The 17,737-nt window shown below is 63.2% G+C and carries 16 protein-coding genes; all 16 read right to left on the bottom strand.

The window, feature by feature from the left end:
- On the bottom strand, nucleotides 1–1,677 hold a 1,677-nt coding region (locus EN925_RS02970), incomplete at its 3' end, for an APC family permease (RefSeq protein WP_164894115.1).
- Nucleotides 1,678–2,067: 390 nt separating this feature from the next.
- Nucleotides 2,068–4,437 carry an aminomethyltransferase family protein gene (locus EN925_RS02965; RefSeq protein ID WP_128336330.1) on the bottom strand — a complete coding sequence of 790 codons (2,370 nt, stop codon included), beginning with the start codon at nucleotides 4,435–4,437 and terminating at the stop codon, nucleotides 2,068–2,070.
- A 148-nt stretch (nucleotides 4,438–4,585) separates the two neighbouring features.
- Nucleotides 4,586–5,209, bottom strand: a complete 624-nt coding sequence (locus EN925_RS02960) for a sarcosine oxidase subunit gamma family protein (protein ID WP_127368329.1) — start codon at nucleotides 5,207–5,209, stop codon at nucleotides 4,586–4,588.
- A complete protein-coding gene (locus EN925_RS02955) occupies nucleotides 5,202–8,183 on the bottom strand; it encodes a sarcosine oxidase subunit alpha (RefSeq protein ID WP_127368330.1) in 2,982 nt (993 codons plus the stop codon). Before EN925_RS02955 ends, EN925_RS02960 begins: the two co-directional genes overlap by 8 nt.
- A complete protein-coding gene (locus tag EN925_RS02950; protein ID WP_024502588.1) occupies nucleotides 8,183–8,458 on the bottom strand; it encodes a sarcosine oxidase subunit delta family protein in 276 nt (91 codons plus the stop codon). Before EN925_RS02950 ends, EN925_RS02955 begins: the two co-directional genes overlap by 1 nt.
- A 16-nt stretch (nucleotides 8,459–8,474) precedes the next feature.
- Nucleotides 8,475–9,728, bottom strand: coding sequence for a sarcosine oxidase subunit beta family protein (locus EN925_RS02945; protein WP_127368331.1), 1,254 nt, complete (start codon nucleotides 9,726–9,728; stop codon nucleotides 8,475–8,477).
- Between the two features lie 36 nt (nucleotides 9,729–9,764).
- The gene (gene glnT / locus EN925_RS02940; RefSeq protein WP_127384735.1) at nucleotides 9,765–11,072 is read right to left on the bottom strand and encodes a type III glutamate--ammonia ligase; all 1,308 of its coding nucleotides are present in this window, start codon (nucleotides 11,070–11,072) and stop codon (nucleotides 9,765–9,767) included.
- A 60-nt stretch (nucleotides 11,073–11,132) separates the two neighbouring features.
- Nucleotides 11,133–12,461: a glutamate synthase-related protein gene (locus EN925_RS02935; RefSeq protein ID WP_010914750.1), complete on the bottom strand. Its 1,329-nt coding sequence runs from the start codon at nucleotides 12,459–12,461 to the stop codon at nucleotides 11,133–11,135.
- 6 nt (nucleotides 12,462–12,467) lie between these two features.
- Nucleotides 12,468–13,193 carry a GXGXG domain-containing protein gene (locus tag EN925_RS02930; RefSeq protein WP_013532905.1) on the bottom strand — a complete coding sequence of 242 codons (726 nt, stop codon included), beginning with the start codon at nucleotides 13,191–13,193 and terminating at the stop codon, nucleotides 12,468–12,470.
- 4 nt (nucleotides 13,194–13,197) lie between these two features.
- Entirely contained in the window at nucleotides 13,198–14,094 is an 897-nt protein-coding gene (locus tag EN925_RS02925) for a glutamine amidotransferase family protein (RefSeq protein ID WP_063167616.1), read from the bottom strand.
- 104 nt (nucleotides 14,095–14,198) lie between these two features.
- Nucleotides 14,199–14,522 carry a hypothetical protein gene (locus tag EN925_RS02920; RefSeq protein ID WP_013532903.1) on the bottom strand — a complete coding sequence of 108 codons (324 nt, stop codon included), beginning with the start codon at nucleotides 14,520–14,522 and terminating at the stop codon, nucleotides 14,199–14,201.
- Nucleotides 14,519–15,208, bottom strand: coding sequence for a hypothetical protein (locus EN925_RS02915; RefSeq protein WP_024502593.1), 690 nt, complete (start codon nucleotides 15,206–15,208; stop codon nucleotides 14,519–14,521). Before EN925_RS02915 ends, EN925_RS02920 begins: the two co-directional genes overlap by 4 nt.
- A 45-nt stretch (nucleotides 15,209–15,253) precedes the next feature.
- Complete coding sequence (locus EN925_RS02910) at nucleotides 15,254–16,657, bottom strand: amino acid permease (protein ID WP_024502594.1); 1,404 nt, start codon at nucleotides 16,655–16,657, stop codon at nucleotides 15,254–15,256.
- A 14-nt stretch (nucleotides 16,658–16,671) separates the two neighbouring features.
- Nucleotides 16,672–16,833 (bottom strand): hypothetical protein, encoded by a 162-nt coding sequence (locus EN925_RS02905; protein ID WP_013532900.1) that lies wholly within the window; start codon nucleotides 16,831–16,833, stop codon nucleotides 16,672–16,674.
- A 35-nt stretch (nucleotides 16,834–16,868) separates the two neighbouring features.
- Nucleotides 16,869–17,246, bottom strand: a complete 378-nt coding sequence (locus EN925_RS02900) for a hypothetical protein (protein ID WP_013532899.1) — start codon at nucleotides 17,244–17,246, stop codon at nucleotides 16,869–16,871.
- 12 nt (nucleotides 17,247–17,258) lie between these two features.
- The gene (locus EN925_RS02895; protein WP_127368959.1) at nucleotides 17,259–17,546 is read right to left on the bottom strand and encodes a hypothetical protein; all 288 of its coding nucleotides are present in this window, start codon (nucleotides 17,544–17,546) and stop codon (nucleotides 17,259–17,261) included.
- Nucleotides 17,547–17,737: the final 191 nt, after the last annotated feature.

The raw sequence follows: 17,737 nt of genomic DNA, 5'->3' as shown, positions 1-17,737 counted from the left end.
CACCACCACGCCGGCGACCAGCGTCAGATAGGGCAGCATGCCCGCCTTTTTGACCGAGAGGTCGGCCCCCGTCATGCCGAGATCGGCCAGCATGTGGTCGGGGAACTTGCCCTTGTCCTGAATGTAGTGTCGGAAGCAGAACACCGGGATGATCAGCGCTGCCGTGATCAGGCCGGCCCACAGCGCCATCGGGTTCCATACCTTGGCACCGGCGCCCATGAAGATCGCGTTGACATAGGCGAAGATCGCCCCGATCCCGAGCAGCCAGCTCGGCGCCTTCCAGGGCCGTGCGATATGGCCGTTGTCGATGCGGTGGATCCAGCCGGCGTTGAGGTTGAGGAAGTTGAAGATGATGTAACCGCAATTCGACACGGCGAGGATGAAGAAGAAGCTCGTCGCGTCGGCCGAGGCGATGGCCAGCACGATCAGGTTGAAGACGAGATCGGTCCACATTGCCCGTGTCGGCGCACCATGTTCGTTGACATGGCTGAGATAGCGCGGCAGCCAGCCATCGACCGAGCCCTGGTAGAGCGTACGCGAAGAGCCGGCCATGGCCGTCATGATGCACAGCACCAGCGCCAGGATCATCAGCATCACCAACAGGCTGTGGACTAGCGCGCCGCCGCCGACCATGCCGGCCAGCGCGTCGGCGACCCCGGAGCCGTCGACGATCGGCGTCGCCAGCATACCGTTGAGGCCAAGCACGCCCTGGAAGGTGAACGGCACCAGGATGAACAGCAGCATGCACAGAAGGCCGGAATAGAAAATCGCCTTGAACGTGTCGGTGCCGGGGTTCTTGAACTCGGATGTGTAGCAGACGGCGGTCTCGAAGCCGTAGGTCGACCAGGCGGCGATGAACATACCACCAAGCACCAGCGTCCAGCCGGCGATGTTCCAGGCACCGGGCTCGGGCGCGTAGGCTGCGGCCAGCGGCACCAGCGGCGAAAAATTCGCCCAGTTGATCTGGCCGGTGACGATCGGCACCACGCCGACGATCAGCATCGGGACGATGACCAAGAGGCCGATATATTTCTGCACATTGGCGGTGCCGAGAATGCCGCGATGCTGGATCGCAAAGATGATCAGCATCAGCACTGCGCCGATGAAGAAGGTCGCGTTGAAGGTGAACGAGACCGGTCCCAGCGTGTGGCTGTAAAGCGTCCAGTTGCGGATTGCCGGCGTCGCCGCCGCGGTCACCGCTGTGATGGCGTCGGCGGCACTCGTCCCGGCATGCGCGGCGATATAGGCGACGACATCGGGTGAGGTTTCGGTGAACAGCGGCACTGGCGCCAGCGCGTTGAGGATGTAGGCGGCGGCGATCGAGCAGCCGAGCGACAGCACCGGCGACCAGGCGAACCAGTTGCACCAGACAGACAGCGGCGCGATGAACTTGGAATAGCGCAGCCAGGCGGTGGCGCCGTAGATCGACGCGCCGCCCGACTTGTTCGGAAACAGGCCGGCGATTTCGGCATAGGTGAAGGATTGCAGGAAGCCCATGATCATGGAGAAGATCCAGATCGCGAAGGCCAGCGTGCCGGTCGTGCCGGCAATGCCGCCGATCGAGAACAGGACCAGGGCCGGCACGCCGCTCGCCACCCAGAAGGCGCCGCGCCAGTCGATATTTCGGTGCAACTTGCCTTCGGCAAGCGGCTCCAGGACAGTCGTTATCGTGCTCATATGTCTTTGTTCCCCATTTTGATGTTCCCCGTTCGTGACGGCCGCGACTTCGCGAGGCTTCATCATCGACGCATGCTTTGGGCGGCTGTCGGTGTTTCCACTCAGTCGCATTTTTTTCTTAACAGTGAAGATTGATCCGGCGCGCTTTCAGGTCAAGCGATTTGTCGCGCCGTGCACATCACGCTTGCGAAACATGTCGGCTTCACACTGCCGCGGTGGGATTGTTCGGAAAAGGACCAAGGGTCAGGAAGCGAAAAACCCGCCGGAGGCGGGTCGCAGCGCAAATCAGCACCATGGACGAATATGTAGCATAGCTGCCCTCAGCAGGTCAAGAAAAAATTCCTATCACGAACTGCAGCACGGCCTCACTGTCTTGGGAGGGAAGGGCCGTCAGGAACGCGGTTTGGTCTTTTGCGGATCGTAGTGGGCGAAGGCGACGACTCGCGCCGGCAGCCGCTTGGCATGGCCGTCGAGCTTGCCGATCTCGACCTCGGTACCGACAGCCGAATGGGTGACATCGAGCCTGGCCAGCGCGATGGTCTTGTTCAGCACCGGCGAGCGCATGCCTGACGTGACCACGCCGATCTGGGCACGGCCGACATGCACGCAATCGCCATGGCCGACGTCGACATTGGCGTCGATGTCGAGACCGACCAGCTTCGTCTGCGGGTGCTCCTTGCGGCGGATCAGCGCCTCGCGGCCGACGAAATCGTCGGTCTTGCTCTTCAGCGGCACGGTGAAGCCGATGCCGGCCTCGAACGGATCGGTCTGGTCGGAAAATTCGTATCCGGCGAAGATCAACCCGGCCTCGATGCGCACCATGTCCAGCGCCTGCAGTCCCATCGGCTTCAGCCCGTGCGGCTGGCCGGCTTCCCAGATGGCGTCGAAGACTTTTTCGGCGTCGCGCGGATGGCACCAGATCTCGTAGCCGAGCTCGCCGGTATAGCCGGTGCGCGAGACGACGACCGGAATGCCGTTGCCGCCACCAATGCGGGCGACGGCGAAGCGGAACCATTCGAGTTCGTCGATCGACGGCTGCAGCGGCGAGGTCCAGATCACCTCCCTGAGGATGTCGCGGCTCTTCGGTCCCTGCACGGCGACATTGTGCATCTGGTCGGTGGAGGAACGCACAAGGACATTGAGGCCGAGTTTTGTCGCCGTCTCGCGCAGCCACTCGCCAGACAGATCGTCGCCGCCGACCCAGCGGAAATTGTCCTTGCCCAGCCGCAGCAGGGTGCCGTCATCAATCATGCCGCCATGCGCGTAGCACATGGCCGAATAGACCACCTGGCCAACGCCGAGCTTCTTGACGTCGCGGGTCAGCGTGTATTGCAGCAGCGCTTCGGAATCCGGGCCGGTGACCTCGAACTTGCGCAGCGGCGACAGGTCCATGATCACCGCGTCTTGGCGGCAGGCCCAGTATTCGGCGATCGGCCCGTCCTTGGCGAAGGAATTGGCGAGCCAATAGCCCTTGTACTCCTGAAAGTTGCGGGCGTGCTTGGCAAAGCTCGAATGAAAAGCGGTCTCGCGGGTCATTTTCGGTTCCGAATCGGGCGTCATGCGTCTGGCGATCGCTCGCGAGAATTTGTGCTGGCCGGAATAGGTCCGCACATGGATGTCGGTCGGGTTCCAGCCATTGGCCGGCGTCGTGTCGTCGGGGCAGGCGGAGGAAACGCAAACGATGTCGGTGAGCGCCCTGAGCAGCACATAGTCGCCCGCCCGCGACCACGGCTCGTCGGACACCATGACGCCATGCGCGTCGATCGCCGTGTTGAAGAAGAAGTTGATCGCCATCCAGCCCGCGCGGGGATTGACGCCCTTGCCGACCAGAGCGCCGTTGAAATTCTCCGAACAGTTGGTGTGTCCGGGATAGCCGATGTCGTCGTAATATTTGGCGGCGCAGGCGAGCGCGAAGGCGTCGTGCCGGCCGCATGTGTCCTGCACCACCTCGACCAGCGGCTCCATGTCCTGGTCATAGTATTTGGAATGCAGGCCGGGCATCGGGTAGCTCGCACCCATGAGCGTGCGCGTCGTCGTCACGTCGAGCGGATGATCCAGTCCCCTGTCCAGCTTGCGCGCCGAAAAGCACTGGAAATCGGTGCATTGGCGCCCGTCGACATCGATGATCTGCAGATAGTCGCCAGCCCTAACGAAATAGGCCTCCGCGGTCGCCGAATGGACGCGCAAATCGAGCACCGGGTCGGCAAGCGGATCAGCCAATACCGATTTCGCCGCCGGGCGGATCGTGGCGCGGCGAACGAAGACGGTCAGCGGTGTCGCCGTGTCATGACCATCGACCAGCATCGGCCCGCCGGGGGCGGCAATCAGCACCACACCATCGCGTGCGACGGTGAAAGCCTGCTCGGTGCCGGCCGGTGTCGTGACGCCGAACACCCGCACGGCCTTGGCGTGGTCAAGCTGCACCTGCCGGCGGGCGAGCCCGCTCCGCAGGGATGCGAGACTGTCGTCCCCCTCTATGAGCAGCGCTTTGATGCCGGCAGCGTTGCTGTTCGATGCTTCACCAAAAATGCTGGGATCGGTCGCGCCGGTCCTGTCCCAGGCCAGAAGTTCGCAGGCCTGGCCGCCTTCGACATTGCGCACGGTGATCGCGTCGCCGGCCTCGATGTCGATCAGCACCGCGCCGTTGCCCTGGATCGTATAACGCTCCATGCCCGGCGGCAGCGCGATCTGGCCGGGCCTCAGGATGAGGCTAGGCTTGGGCGGTCCGGCGGCAATTGCGGGGTAGGGCGACTGGCTCATCTCAGCCTTGCGGTTCGAGAAACAAGTTTGCCTGTGTGTGAAATTATTTTAGCAGCAAGAATAGCAGTGCGGTTGGGTTTGGCAAGGCGGAGGTGGCGCGCGCTTTCCCTTCTCCCCTTGTTGTGGGAGAAGGGAAGACTAGCCAAGGCTAAGCCAGTCTCTCTGTATGGTCGATGTCGACGCCGTACTCCGCGCCCGAATCCAGCATCGTATGCCAAAGGCTCTCGGCAAACGTCGCAAACATCAGAACGTTGAACACCGCCTGCCCATCCGTCCGATCACCGCCGCGCCAGAGCGTGACGCTGGTGTGATCCATCGACGTCGCGGCGGCGGCGCCAACCGGAAACGCATCGGGATGCAAATCGATCGACGACAGTTTCGCCAGCATTGTCCGCGCCTTGGCGCCGGAGATGCTGACCAGAACCCGCGCATGCGACTGGTCCGACAGCGAGCCGGACAATGCGGGCTCCAGCGTCTGTATCGTGTGCTTGCCGCCCTTCGACAGCACGAAGAACTGGTCCGGTCCCGACCAGATCAGCGTTGCGTCCGAAGTCCGCACCGCCTTGGGCGCATCAGGGACAGCAACACCAAACCGAGCCTTGGCGGCTTGTCCCAGCTCGGCCGCCTGGCCGCGCCGCGCCATCACCTGGATCAGATCAAAATTGCGGATCTCGGTCAGCGAGACGCCGGCCTCAATACCGCGTGCACCATGCACGCCGGCAACGAGCGCCTTTTCAAGCGGACTGCGGGGAGCCCAGGAAAACTCAACCACGCTGGCGCCCTCCATCCGGGTCGTAGAAGACGGGATTGCAGAGTTCGACGTCATAGTCTTCGCCGCGCAATGGATCATGCGCGTGCACGATCTCGCCGATGCGTTCGCGGCCGCGTTCGACAAGCGCGAGCCCGATCCACTGATCCAACGTCGGCGAGAAGCAGACCGAGGTGACATAGCCCTGGTCGTTGCCGGGGCCGGGCGTCTGCCCCTTCGGGATGATGTGTGCGCCGGAGCGCAACCGGCGTGTCTCGTCCGTCGGCTTGATGCCGACGACGACCTGGCGATCTGGGGCTACCAGCGCCTCGCGTCCGGCCATGACGCGGCCGATATAGTCTTTCTTGGTCGACATCATCTTGCCCAGACCAAGATCGGCCGCTGTCGTCGTGCCGCTCAGTTCCGGTCCGGCGATGTGGCCCTTTTCGACGCGCATGACGCCGAGCGCCTCGGTGCCGTAAGGCGTCACGCCGAATGGCGCACCGGCCAGCATCAGATTGCGCGCCATCGCATCGCCGAAGCGTGCCGGTACCGAGATCTCGAAGGCCATTTCGCCGGAGAACGAGATGCGGAACAGCCGCGCCTTGAGGCCGCCGCGCAATGTCACTTCGCGCGCGCCCATGAACGGAAAGCCTTCGTTGGAAAGGTCCTCGGACTCATCAACGATCTGTTTCAGCAACTCCCGCGCGCTCGGTCCGGCGATCGAGAACTGCGCCCACTGGTCGGAGACGGAAGTGAGCTGCACGTCGAGCTCCGGGAACAGCACCTGGCGGCAGAATTCGAGATGCTGCATCACCAGACCGGCCTTGGCCGTGGTGGTGGTGAGAAAATAGTGGTCTTCGGCCAGCCGCGACGTGGTGCCGTCGTCATAGACGATGCCGTCCTCGCGCAGCATCAGACCGTAGCGCGCCTTGCCCACTGCAAGACTGGAGAAGGTGTTGATGTAGACGCGGTCGAGGAAGGCGCCGGCATCCGGACCGTGCACGTCGATCTTGCCGAGCGTCGAGACATCGCAGAATCCGACGCCTGAGCGCACCGCCTTGACCTCGCGCGTCACCGATTCCAGCCAGTCCTTCTCGCCCGCGCGGGGGTACCACTGCGCCCGTTTCCAAAGACCGGTGTCGACGAAGACAGCACCTTGTTCCACCGCCCAGTGATGCGACGGCGTCAGCCGCGTTGCATGAAAAGTCTCATCGCGATGGTGTCCGGCAAAGGCGCCGATGGCGACGGGCACGTAAGGCGGGCGATAGATGGTCGTGCCGGTCTCGGGAATGGATTTGCCTGTTACCGCCGCCATGATGGCGAGGCCGGCGACGTTGGAGGTCTTGCCCTGGTCGGTCGCCATGCCGAGCGTGGTGTAGCGCTTCAGATGCTCGACCGATTCAAAACCCTCGCGCTGCGCCAGCTCGATGTCGGACGCGGTGACGTCGTGTTGCTGGTCGACAAAGGCTTTGCCCTTGCCGGCGACATGCCAGAGCGGGGTGAGCGAGAAAGCCTCGTCATCGGCGGCAGGCGCGGCGCCCGCCGTACCATTGTGCCCCGTGTCACGCGCCGCTGCCGCGCCAGCGGCAAATCCCTGGCTCAGGCAGGCGCCGAGGCCAAAGTCGCCATTGGCGGCGCCCGCTGCGACCATACCGGGCGGCGCGCCGTCCGGTACGAAAGCAGCAATATCGTCGCGCCATTTCGGCCGGCCGCGATGATAGGAGGTCAGCCCGACCGCCGGGTTCCAGCCGCCGGAAACGGCGAGCCCGTCCGCTTCAACCTCGGCGCGCGCGCCGCCGGTCAGCGACACCGCGATTTTCCTGACGCCATCCTTGCCGCCGTCGATGCCACTGACGGAACCGTGCAGCACCGGGAAGCCGCCCTTCGAGGCCAGCGAACGATGCGCCGGCGATATTTCGGGCCGTGCATCGATGACCGCCGCTATCTGCAGGCCGGCACCGAGCGCCGTCTCGACGGTGCGCCAGCCGTCCTCATTGTTGGTGAAAAGTGCGATCCGCTTTGCCGGTGTAGCGGCGTAGCGCGCGACATAGGTGCGCATGGCGGAGGCCATCATCACGCCGGGCGTGTCGTTGCCGGCAAAGACGATCGGCCGTTCGATGGCGCCGGCTGCCACGACGCAGCGCTTCGCCACGATCCGCCACAGGCGCTGGCGCACCTGGTGCTCGGGCGGCGAGGGCAAATGGTCGTTGACCCGCTCAATGGCGCCATAGGTGCCGCCATCGTAGACGCCGAACAGCGTCGTGCGGGTCATGACGCGGACGTCGGGCATACCAGCCAGTTCAGCCAGCGTCCGCGAAATCCACTCGGCCGCAGGTTCGCCGTCGATCATTGCGCCATCCGACAGCAGACGGCCGCCGAGGACAAAATCCTCCTCGCACAGGATGACGCGGGCGCCTGCGCGGCCGGCTGCCAACGCCGCGGCCAGACCAGCCGGGCCGGAGCCGGCGATCAGCACGTCGCAATGCGCCCATGCCTTGTCGTAGTGGTCGGGATCGGCAAGGCCGGCGGCACGGCCAAGGCCTGCGGCGCGGCGGATCGCCGGCTCATAGATCGCTTCCCAGAACTTCGCCGGCCACATGAATGTCTTGTAGTAGAAGCCGGCAACGAAGATCGGCGCGAACAGCTGGTTGACCGACATCACGTCGTGGCGCAGCGACGGCCAACGGTTCTGGCTGGCGGCCTCGAGCCCGTCATAGAGTTCGGCCGTCGTCGCCTTGGTGTTCGGCTCGCGCCGTGCCCCGGTGCGCAGCTCGACCAGCGCATTGGGTTCTTCCGAGCCCGCAGTCAGGATGCCGCGCGGGCGGTGGTATTTGAACGAACGGCCGACCAGCTTGACGCCGTTGGCGATCAGCGCCGAGGCGAGCGTGTCGCCCTGGAAGCCGGAGAAAGCCTTGCCGTCGAAACGGAAGTTCAGCGGTGCCGAGCGGTCGACAAGCCCGCCATTGCCGAGCCGGTGTGTCTGCGCGCCGGCCATCACGCACCAACCTTCGCAGCGCCGGCACCAGCCGCCGGTTCGATGGAGGAAATCTCGTGCGTCAGCGTGTTGCGGGTGACCTTCAGCCAAGCCCGGCAACCACCGCCATGGTACCAGTATTCGCTGGTCGCGCCGGCGACATTGTCGCGCAGATAGACATAGTCGAAGACCTCGTCTTCCGAGGCGCCGGCCTCGGGCCGTACCGGTTTGGCGTCGCCGAGATAGGTGAACTCGCCGAGTTCGCGTTCACCGCAGAAAGGACAGGCAATGCGCATTTCTTCTAAACCGCCTTCAATGCAGGTTCGGTTGGGCGCCCTGGCCCTTTTCGTCGATCATGGCGCCAGTTCGGAACCGGTCTAGGCGGAACCGTGCCGCTTCTTCATGCGACTCGTCGCGAGCCAGGAGGTGCGCAAAGACAAAACCGGACCCTGGCGTCGCCTTGAAGCCGCCATAGCACCAGCCCGCGTTGAGATAGAGCCCGTCGACGGGCGTCTTGTCGATGATCGGTGAACCGTCCATCGACATGTCCATGATGCCGCCCCACTGGCGCAGCAGGCGCACGCGGCCGATCATCGGCATCAGCGCCATGCCGCCCTCGCAGACGTCTTCCATCACAGGCATGTTGCCGCGCTGGGCGTAGGAATTGTAGCCGTCTATATCGCCGCCGAAGACGAGGCCGCCCTTGTCGGACTGGCTGACGTAGAAATGGCCGGCGCCGAAGGTCATGACGCCCGGGATGAGCGGCTTGATCGCCTCGGAGACGAAGGCCTGCAGCACATGGCTCTCGATCGGCAGGCGCAGGCCGGCCATTGCCGCGACGCGCGACGAGGAGCCGGCGACCGCCATGCCAACCTTTCCGGCGCCGATCTTGCCGCGCGACGTCTCGACGCCGGTCACCTTGCCATTGGCGTCTCTGACGAAGCCGGTGACTTCGCAATTCTGGATGATGTCGACGCCGAGTTCGCTCGCCGCATGCGCATAGCCCCAGACCACCGCATCGTGCCGCGCCGTGCCGCCGCGCCGCTGCAACAGCCCGCCTTGCACGGGAAAGCGCGCATTGTCGAAGTTCAGGAACGGGATCATCTTCCTGACGGCAGCGAGGTCGAGCAGTTCGGCGTCGATGCCGTTGATGCGCATGGTGTTGCCGCGCCGCGCATAGGCGTCGCGCTGCGCGTCGGAATGGTAGAGGTTGATGACGCCGCGCTGGCTGACCATCGCATTGTAGTTGAGGTCCTGCTCCATCCGCTCCCACAGCTTCATCGACAATTCGTAGAAGCCGGTGTTGCCGGGCAGACCGTAATTGGAGCGGATGATGGTGGTGTTGCGGCCGGCATTGCCGGAGCCGATCCAGCCTTTTTCGAGCACGGCGACATTCTTGATGCCGTACTCGCTGGCGAGGAACCAGGCGGTGGCCAGCCCGTGCCCACCGCCGCCGATGATCACCACGTCGTAGCGATCCTTCGGCGTGGCGTCGCGCCAGGTGCGCTGCCAGTTCTTGTGGCCGGACACGGCGGCACGAGCGAGCGAGAAGATCGAATATTTCATCAGTTCATTCCGAGGTCGCTCGCGTCGCGCTGGTGGTCAAATATCCAGCGTGTGGTCGCGCTCCCATTGCGTGAAGTGCGAAGCATAGGAATTCCATTCCTGCTGCTTCAGCTTTAGATATGCCGACGAAAATTCCTCACCCAGCGCCGCCTTGAGCGATTTGTCATTGTCGAACTCACGCAGCGCGTCGAGCAGGTTGAGCGGCAGCTTCGGTGCGTCTGTGACGGTATGGCCGAGCTGGTACATGTCGATGTCGTGGCGCTTGCCCGGATCGGCCTTGGAGCGGATGCCGTCGAGGCCGGCCGCGATGATGACGGCCTGCAGCAAATAGGGATTGGCGGCGCCATCCGGCAGGCGCAGCTCGAAGCGGCCGGGGCCGGGCACGCGCACCATGTGGGTGCGGTTGTTGCCGGTCCAGGTCACCGTGTTCGGTGCCCAGGTCGCGCCCGAAATGGTGCGCGGCGCGTTGATGCGTTTGTAGGAATTCACCGTCGGGTTGGTGATCGCGGCTAGTGCGGAGGCATGCTTCATGATGCCGCCGAGGAAATTCCGGCCCTTGGCCGACAGGCCGAGCTCCATCGCATTGTCGGCGAAGACGTTGGTCTTGCCCGATTTGTCCCAAACCGAGATATGGGCATGGCAGCCATTGCCGGTCAGACCCTGGAAGGGCTTCGGCATGAAGGTCGCGCGCAGGCCATGCTTTTCCGCGATCGACTTGACCATGAATTTGAAGAACGAGTGCTTGTCGGCGGTCGCCAGCGCGTCGTCGAAAGCCCAGTTCATCTCGAACTGGCCGTTGGCGTCCTCATGGTCGTTCTGATAGGCGCCCCAGCCGAGCGCCAGCATGTGGTCGCAGATCTCTGCGATGACGTCGTAGCGCCGCATCACCGCTTGCTGGTCGTAGCAGGGTTTTGAGGCCGTGTCGTATTCGTCGGAGATCGTCTTGCCGTCAGGCGAGATCAGGAAGAACTCGGCCTCGACGCCGGTCTTGACATGCATGCCGTCGCTGGCGGCTTCCGCGATCAGCCGCTTCAGTGTGTTGCGCGGCGCCTGGTCGACCTCCTTGTCGTCCATGATGCAGTTGGCCGCCACCCAGGCGACCTCAGGCTTCCACGGCAGCTGGATCACCGAATCCGGATCCGGCACCGCAAGCATGTCGGGATGCGCCGGCGTCAGGTCCAGCCATGTGGCGAAACCGGCAAAGCCGGCGCCGTCCTTCTGCATGTCTGATATCGCCTGCGCCGGCACCAGCTTGGCACGCTGGCCACTGAACAGGTCAGTGTAGGAAATCATGAAATATTTGACGTTTTTCGCCCTTGCGAATTCAGCAAGATCAGTTGCCACGGTAGTTCCCCATTTTATCGATTGTTGTTCCCGAGTATGCGGGAATCGGCCCTTCGTTGATCAGAAGCCGTTCTTCCCCGGTATCCAGTTGGTGCCGGCCAGCGGCACGCCGGCCATGGCGGCTGCCTCGATCGTCAGCGCGACCAGGTCCTCGGGTTCGAGATTGTGCAGGCTGTTCTTGCCGCACGCGCGGGCGATCGTTTGAGCCTCAAGGGTCATCACCTTGAGGTAGTTCGCTAGCCGGCGCCCGGCAGCCACCGGATCGACCCGCTTCATCAGTTCCGGATCCTGCGTGGTGATGCCGGCGGGGTCGCGCCCCTCGTGCCAATCGTCATAGGCGCCGGCCGTGGTGCCAAGCTCGTTGTACTCCGCCTCCCAGCGCGGATCGTTGTCGCCGAGCGCGACAAGGGCCGCCGTGCCGATCGAGACCGCGTCGACGCCGAGCGCCAGCGCCTTGGCGACATCGGCGCCGTTGCGAATGCCGCCGGAGACGATCAACTGCACCTTGCGGTGCATGCCGAGGTCCTGCAGCGCCTGCACGGCCGGCCTGATGCAGGCAAGCGTCGGCTGGCCGACATTTTCGATGAACACTTCCTGGGTGGCGGCGGTGCCGCCCTGCATGCCGTCGACGACAACGACATCGGCGCCGGCCTTCACGGCAAGCGCCGTGTCATAATAGGGGCGCGCGCCGCCGACCTTGACGTAGATCGGTTTTTCCCAGTCGGTGATTTCGCGCAATTCGAGGATCTTGATCTCGAGATCGTCGGGTCCGGTCCAGTCGGGATGGCGTGAGGCCGAGCGCTGGTCGATGCCTTTCGGCAGCGTGCGCATTTCCGCGACACGATCCGAAATCTTCTGGCCAAGCAGCATGCCGCCGCCACCCGGCTTGGCGCCCTGGCCGACGACGACCTCGATCGCATCGGCGCGGCGCAGATCGCGCAGGTTCATGCCGTAGCGCGACGGCAGATATTGATAGACCAGTTGCTTGGAATGGCCGCGCTCCTCCTCGGTCATGCCGCCGTCGCCCGTCGTGGTCGAGGTGCCCGACAGGGTAGCGCCGCGTCCGAGCGCTTCCTTGGCCGGACCCGACAGCGAGCCGAAGCTCATGCCGGCAATGGTGATCGGAATCTTCAACTCGATCGGCTTCTTGGCATGGCGAGAGCCGAGCACGACCGATGTGTCGCAGCGCTCGCGATAGCCTTCGAGCGGGTAACGCGAGATCGAGGCGCCGAGGAACAGTAGGTCGTCGAAATGCGGCAGCTTGCGCTTGGCGCCGGCGCCACGGATGTCATAGATGCCGGTCGCCGCGGCACGGCGGATCTCGGAAAGCGTGTAGTCGTCGAAGGTCGCGGATTTGCGCGGCGTCGTCGGCGGGTTCCTGTAGGTCATGCTGCCTCAATACGCGTCGGCGTTGTCGATATTGAAATTATAGAGGGTACGCGCCGAGCCGTAGCGCTTGAACTCCGACGGCTTGACGCCGGTGACGCCGGCGCGGTCGAGCAGGCCCTGCAGCAATTCCAGATGCTCGGTCCGCATTTCCTTGGCGATGCAGTCGGCGCCGAGGCTGTCGACCTTGCCGCGCACGAAGAGCCGCGCCTCGTAGATGGAATCGCCGAGCGCATCGCCGGCATCGCCCAACACCACCAGATTGCCTGACTGCGCCATGAAGGCCGACATATGGCCGATATTTCCATGCACGACGATATCGATGCCCTTCATCGAAATGCCGCAGCGCGACGAGGCGTTGCCTTCGATGACCAGCAGGCCGCCCTTGCCGGTGGCGCCGGCATACTGGCTGGCGTCGCCTTTGATGGTGATCGAGCCCGACATCATGTTCTCGCCGACTCCAGGCCCTGCCGAGCCATGCACGGTAATGGTGCTGCCGGAATTCATGCCGCCGCAGTAATAGCCGACGCTGCCGCGCACATCGATGGCAACAGGCTGGTCGACGCCAACGGCCACCGAATGGCTGCCTTTCGGGTTCAGCACTTCCCATGCCGTTTCGTTCGAGCCGGGAGCCAGATTGTGCAGCGCCTGGTTGAGTTCGCGCAGCGACAACTGGTCGAGATCGAAGACCCGAGGGTCGTGTGCCGCGGTTTTTGAAAGCGTGGTTGCCGGCATGAACTCAATGCTCCCAGAAATAGACGGTTGCGGGCTCGGGTTCCCAGACCCTCGCATTGTCTATGCCGGGCAGTTTGGTCAGCGCGCGATATTCCGAGCCGAAGGCGACATATTGGTCGGTTTCGGCCATCACGGCTGGCTTGCAGGCAATCGGATCGCGCACCACGCCAAAGCCGTTCTTGGTGCCGACGACGAAGGTGAAGAAGCCGTCGAGGTCGGAGAGCGTGCCTTCCAGCGCCTCGCCGAGATTCTTGCCATGCGCCATCTGTGACGAGAGATAGGCGGCAGCGACTTCGGTGTCGTTCTCGGTTTCGAAGGTCATGCCTTCGCGGATCAGTTCGCGGCGGACATTGTTGTGGTTCGACAGCGAGCCATTGTGCACCAGGCACTGGTCGGCGCCGGTCGAGAACGGATGCGCGCCCATCGTCGTCACCGCCGATTCCGTCGCCATGCGGGTATGGCCGATGCCATGTGTGCCGGTCATCTTGCGGACATCGAAGCGATCGACGACTGCCTCGGGCAGGCCGACTTCCTTGTAGATCTCGACCACGTCGCCGGCGCCCATGATGCGGATGTCGGGGCGCAGCGCCTGGATGGTTTCGCGCGCTTCATCGATCTTGGCGGGGGTGGTCCTGACGACTGCATGGGTGGATTTCACCGCGATCGTCACCGGCGTGCCGATGGCCTTGGCGAGCTCCGCCTCGAGGCCGCGGAAATCGCGGTCGGGCTTGGCCGACTGGATGGTGATCTTGGCCTCATTCTTGGACGGCGCGCCATAGATGGCGATGCCGGCGCTATCGGGACCGCGATCGCTGAGCGAGATCAGCATCTGCGACAGCATCGCGCCAAGCTGGGGTTCCAGCGACTTGTCCTTCAAAAACAGTCCGACAATTCCACACATGTCAGCCTCCCGACGTTTTGTAGCTAAGAGATCGTTTGCAACTCTGAAATGATGTATCGAATGAGGTCCGCAAATTCAATCGTATGAAAAAAATATTCCTCTAGTTACCTATGCGTCTCAATGCCGCTCTGCCCACTATCGTTGCCTTGCCGGGCGTTGTGAACCCATTTGGCGGTGCGGATGCGGGCGAGCTTGTAGGCGTCCAGGATCGACAAAGCATAGATCAGGAAGCCGCCGGCGTGACGGCCGACGAAGCTGGCATCGGGCGGCGCGATCTTGGCCGTCACCCATGCCAGGATCACCATGAAGAAAAGGAATTGAAGGCCGCGCACCGGCACGCCCAGAATGACGTGCCCGCTTCCCGGCAGCACGATTGCGGCGCCGAGAACCAGATAGGGATTGGTGGGTGCAGTGGCGGAACTGGTCATGCGGCCTGCCGTTCGCTTTTGTTGATCGCGTCGCGAAGCGCCGACACCGACATCAGCAGCCTTTCGATCAGCGCGGGATCGAGTGCGGCGTCGCCGAATTCGGCCTGCCGGAAAACGCCATAGCGCGCCCGCTCGGCTTCGGCCAGAAGCCAGACGATGCGTATACCCTTGGGCGTGATCAGCAGTTCCTTGGCGCGCCCTTCGGAAAAGATCTCGATGTGGCTGGCGATAAGGCCTTGCGGAAAGCGCGCCGCCCTGCGGTCGGTGCGCAGCACCGACTCGGCGGGGAATCCCGGAGCCTTGGGCAGCGTATGCTCGAGATGATCGAAATTGGAGAAGGTCGTCGGCGAGCCCGGCCGCATCATCATGTCGAAGGTGGCTGGTACCGCGACCTCTTCGGTGATCGAAACACTGAGCCAGCGCGCCGGCAGTTTGCGCGTCGCCAGCGTATCGACGATGGTGCGCACCTGGACACGTTTGCTGTTCCAGGATCCTTCCCAGGTGATGACGCCGGCGGTGCCATCCGAAACATTGGCAGCATCGGCGATGATTGTGCGGATGCGGTCCTGCTCGACGGCGAGCGCCATCGATGCCCTGCTGCGGCTGGCACGCGCTTGCCAGGCAAGGTGGAGAACGACAACCAGGACAATGGCCCCGGCCAGCAGTGCTGATGTCAGATCGGACATTTTCTCATGCCAGGCCCGCCCGGGATCCGGACGGGCCTACTCCCATCAATAACCCTGCGGCTTTGGCCACGGCATGGTGAACTGGTCGCCGCGCCGCACGAATTTGTAACGGTAGAAGTGGAACCACAGCGAGATCAGGAAGTAGAAGGCGACCATGGCGATCAGCTGCGAGCCGAAGCCGAGGAAGATGGCGAAGAAGGTCACCACGCACAGGCAGAACAGCACCATGGCCGGGATCGGATGGAAGGGGTGGGTGTAGCCTCGGCGGATCGAGCCCAGCGGCCACTTCTTGCGGAACATGATGATGTTGATGCTCATGAACGTGTATTGCAGCACCCCCGACAGGATCGAAAAGGTGATCGCCTGGTTGAGGTCGGCGATGAAGGCGAAGGCCAGCGCGATCGGCAGCAGGAACAGGATCGAGCGATAGGGCGTGCGATATTTCGGATGCACGGCCGAGAACCATGTCGGCAGATAGCGGTCGCGGCCGAGCGAGAACCAGGCGCGCGCCGCATCGTTGATGCAGCCATTGGCCGACGCCAGCGCGGCGAGCAGCGTGGCGACGAACAACAGGTTCTCGAGCAGCGGGCTGCCGGTCAGCTTGCCGGCGTCCCACAGTGGATAGTAGGTGATGCCGAGATATTCCCAGGGCATCAGGGAGGCGCAGACATACCAGGTCATGGCCGCCGCGATCAAAAGCGTGATCATGCCGGCCATGGTGCCGTAAGGCAGCGAGCGCGCCGGGGAGCGCACTTCCTCGGCGGCCTGTGTGGTGCCTTCGATGCCGAGATAGTACCATATGCCGAACTGGAAGGCGGCGATGACGCCGATCCAGCCATAGGGAAGCGCATTGCCAGGGGTGACCAGTTCGTTCAGCTTCAGCACCGCGCCTTGCGTCCACGGGCTGACCGAGAAGAACAGGATGACGATCGAGATATAGGCGATCGCGGTGATGACGAAGTTGACGTTGAGCGTCATCAGCACGCCGCGATAGTTCAGCCACGCCAGCACGACGATGGTCGCGGCGATGAAGGAATTGTGGGTGAGCCCTTCGACGCCGGCCTTGGCGACGATGGTGTCGCCGAGCAGGATGGCGTCGGACACTTCGAGCATCGTGTAGGCAAAGACCAGGAACAGCGCGACGTTGAACGCCATCAGCGGTCCGACGATGTGCTTTGCCTGCGCATACTGGCCGCCGGCGGCGGCCACGGTCGATGTCACCTCGGAATCGATCATCGCGACCGAGGTGTAGAGCAATCCGACGACCCAGCAGACGATGAGCGCGGCCAGCGCGCCACCCTTGTCCGCCGAGAAATTCCAGCCGGTGAATTCGCCGACCAGGACGATGCCGACGCCGAGCGCCCAGACATGGGCCGGTCCGAGCACGCGCAGAAGTGAAACTCTGTCCCCTTGGACAGCCGGGGCAGCCGGTTCAAGTGCGATCGTCATTGTTCAATCCTCACTCAGATCCGGTGTTTTTCGGAAGTGGCTTCCAGTTCGCCTTCGCGCGACGAGGTCAGCACCTCTTCGGAGAAGGTCGTGTCGACCTTGAACCAGTCGTAAAGCATCCACAAAGCGAGCACGATCGAGATGCCCCAGCATGCGTAAGAGAGTGCCACCCACATGATCGTGTCCCCGAATTAAATCGTCCTCAGAACTCTTACTTGTCGTCGAATTTTTCGTTGATGACGTCGCGATATTCGCGGTCGGATGCGCGAAACAGGAAGACGAAATAGCCTATCAGCACCGCAGCCATTATGATCAGCGTCGGCCAGTCGATGACATAATGGAAGCGGTTCTGGATGATGTCGTGCGCGGTCTCGGGCGTGTAGCCGAGCTTTTCCCAGATCGAGGCCATGGTCGGGTTCTGGCCGAGCGCTTCCCACGTCTTGGCGTCGAGCGCGTCGATGGATTTCGCCGCACCGGCGAGGCCCAGTTTCAGCGGCAGCCACAGCGCCACGAAAATGGCGACGACGACGACGGCGATGTCGAAAACCTGCCCGGCCTTGCTCTGCTCCGGCGGCGTGTAGCGGGACATCTCTTCTACCCCTCAGGACTTGCGGTTGCGGAATGCGTCGGCGTTCTTGATATCGAGCCCGTAGATGAATTCCTTGTCTTCCTTGTAGTGCTTGACCATCGCCAGGATGGCGGCCGTGTTGAAGATCAGCACGGCGGCGGCGGCGATCGCGACCACGGCCTTGATGCCGCTGTGCGGGATGTAGGGCCATGTCATGAGCAGGACGAAGAGGATCGTTGCCCACAGGCAGACGATCAGGAGCGCGGATCCGCGCACGTCGGAACGGTACAGCGCTTCGATGCGCAGTTGCATGTCTGACATCGGTTTTCCCCTTTTTCCAACGCCAGGCCCCGAATTGGCCGGCCGCTGCCCTCTTTCAAGAGAGTGAAATTTTTTTCATAAATTCAATCCGAATCCCGCAATTGTCAAGCGCGATTTACGTGAGGTTAACTGTTTGCTTTGTGCGGTGGATTTTGCCTGACAATGAAATTAATTGCTTATGGGTATTGCGG

The sequence above is a fragment of the Mesorhizobium sp. M7A.F.Ca.US.006.04.2.1 genome, from assembly GCF_004022915.1.
Classification (GTDB): domain Bacteria; phylum Pseudomonadota; class Alphaproteobacteria; order Rhizobiales; family Rhizobiaceae; genus Mesorhizobium; species Mesorhizobium ciceri.
Note: the sequence above shows the minus strand (reverse complement) of the source record. Positions and strands in the feature narration are given on the sequence as shown.

What these genes read in the sequence shown, in the direction of transcription:
- EN925_RS02935 (WP_010914750.1), bottom strand. Translation starts at nt 12,461, where the DNA reads ATGACCTACAGGAACCCGCCGACGACGCCGCGCAAATCCGCGACCTTC.
- EN925_RS02915 (WP_024502593.1), bottom strand. Translation starts at nt 15,208, where the DNA reads ATGTCCGATCTGACATCAGCACTGCTGGCCGGGGCCATTGTCCTGGTT.
- EN925_RS02925 (WP_063167616.1), bottom strand. Translation starts at nt 14,094, where the DNA reads ATGTGTGGAATTGTCGGACTGTTTTTGAAGGACAAGTCGCTGGAACCC.
- EN925_RS02930 (WP_013532905.1), bottom strand. Translation starts at nt 13,193, where the DNA reads ATGCCGGCAACCACGCTTTCAAAAACCGCGGCACACGACCCTCGGGTC.
- EN925_RS02905 (WP_013532900.1), bottom strand. Translation starts at nt 16,833, where the DNA reads ATGTGGGTGGCACTCTCTTACGCATGCTGGGGCATCTCGATCGTGCTC.
- EN925_RS02920 (WP_013532903.1), bottom strand. Translation starts at nt 14,522, where the DNA reads ATGACCAGTTCCGCCACTGCACCCACCAATCCCTATCTGGTTCTCGGC.
- EN925_RS02900 (WP_013532899.1), bottom strand. Translation starts at nt 17,246, where the DNA reads ATGTCCCGCTACACGCCGCCGGAGCAGAGCAAGGCCGGGCAGGTTTTC.
- EN925_RS02965 (WP_128336330.1), bottom strand. Translation starts at nt 4,437, where the DNA reads ATGAGCCAGTCGCCCTACCCCGCAATTGCCGCCGGACCGCCCAAGCCT.
- EN925_RS02910 (WP_024502594.1), bottom strand. Translation starts at nt 16,657, where the DNA reads ATGACGATCGCACTTGAACCGGCTGCCCCGGCTGTCCAAGGGGACAGA.
- EN925_RS02955 (WP_127368330.1), bottom strand. Translation starts at nt 8,183, where the DNA reads ATGGCCGGCGCGCAGACACACCGGCTCGGCAATGGCGGGCTTGTCGAC.
- EN925_RS02950 (WP_024502588.1), bottom strand. Translation starts at nt 8,458, where the DNA reads ATGCGCATTGCCTGTCCTTTCTGCGGTGAACGCGAACTCGGCGAGTTC.
- EN925_RS02945 (WP_127368331.1), bottom strand. Translation starts at nt 9,728, where the DNA reads ATGAAATATTCGATCTTCTCGCTCGCTCGTGCCGCCGTGTCCGGCCAC.
- EN925_RS02895 (WP_127368959.1), bottom strand. Translation starts at nt 17,546, where the DNA reads ATGTCAGACATGCAACTGCGCATCGAAGCGCTGTACCGTTCCGACGTG.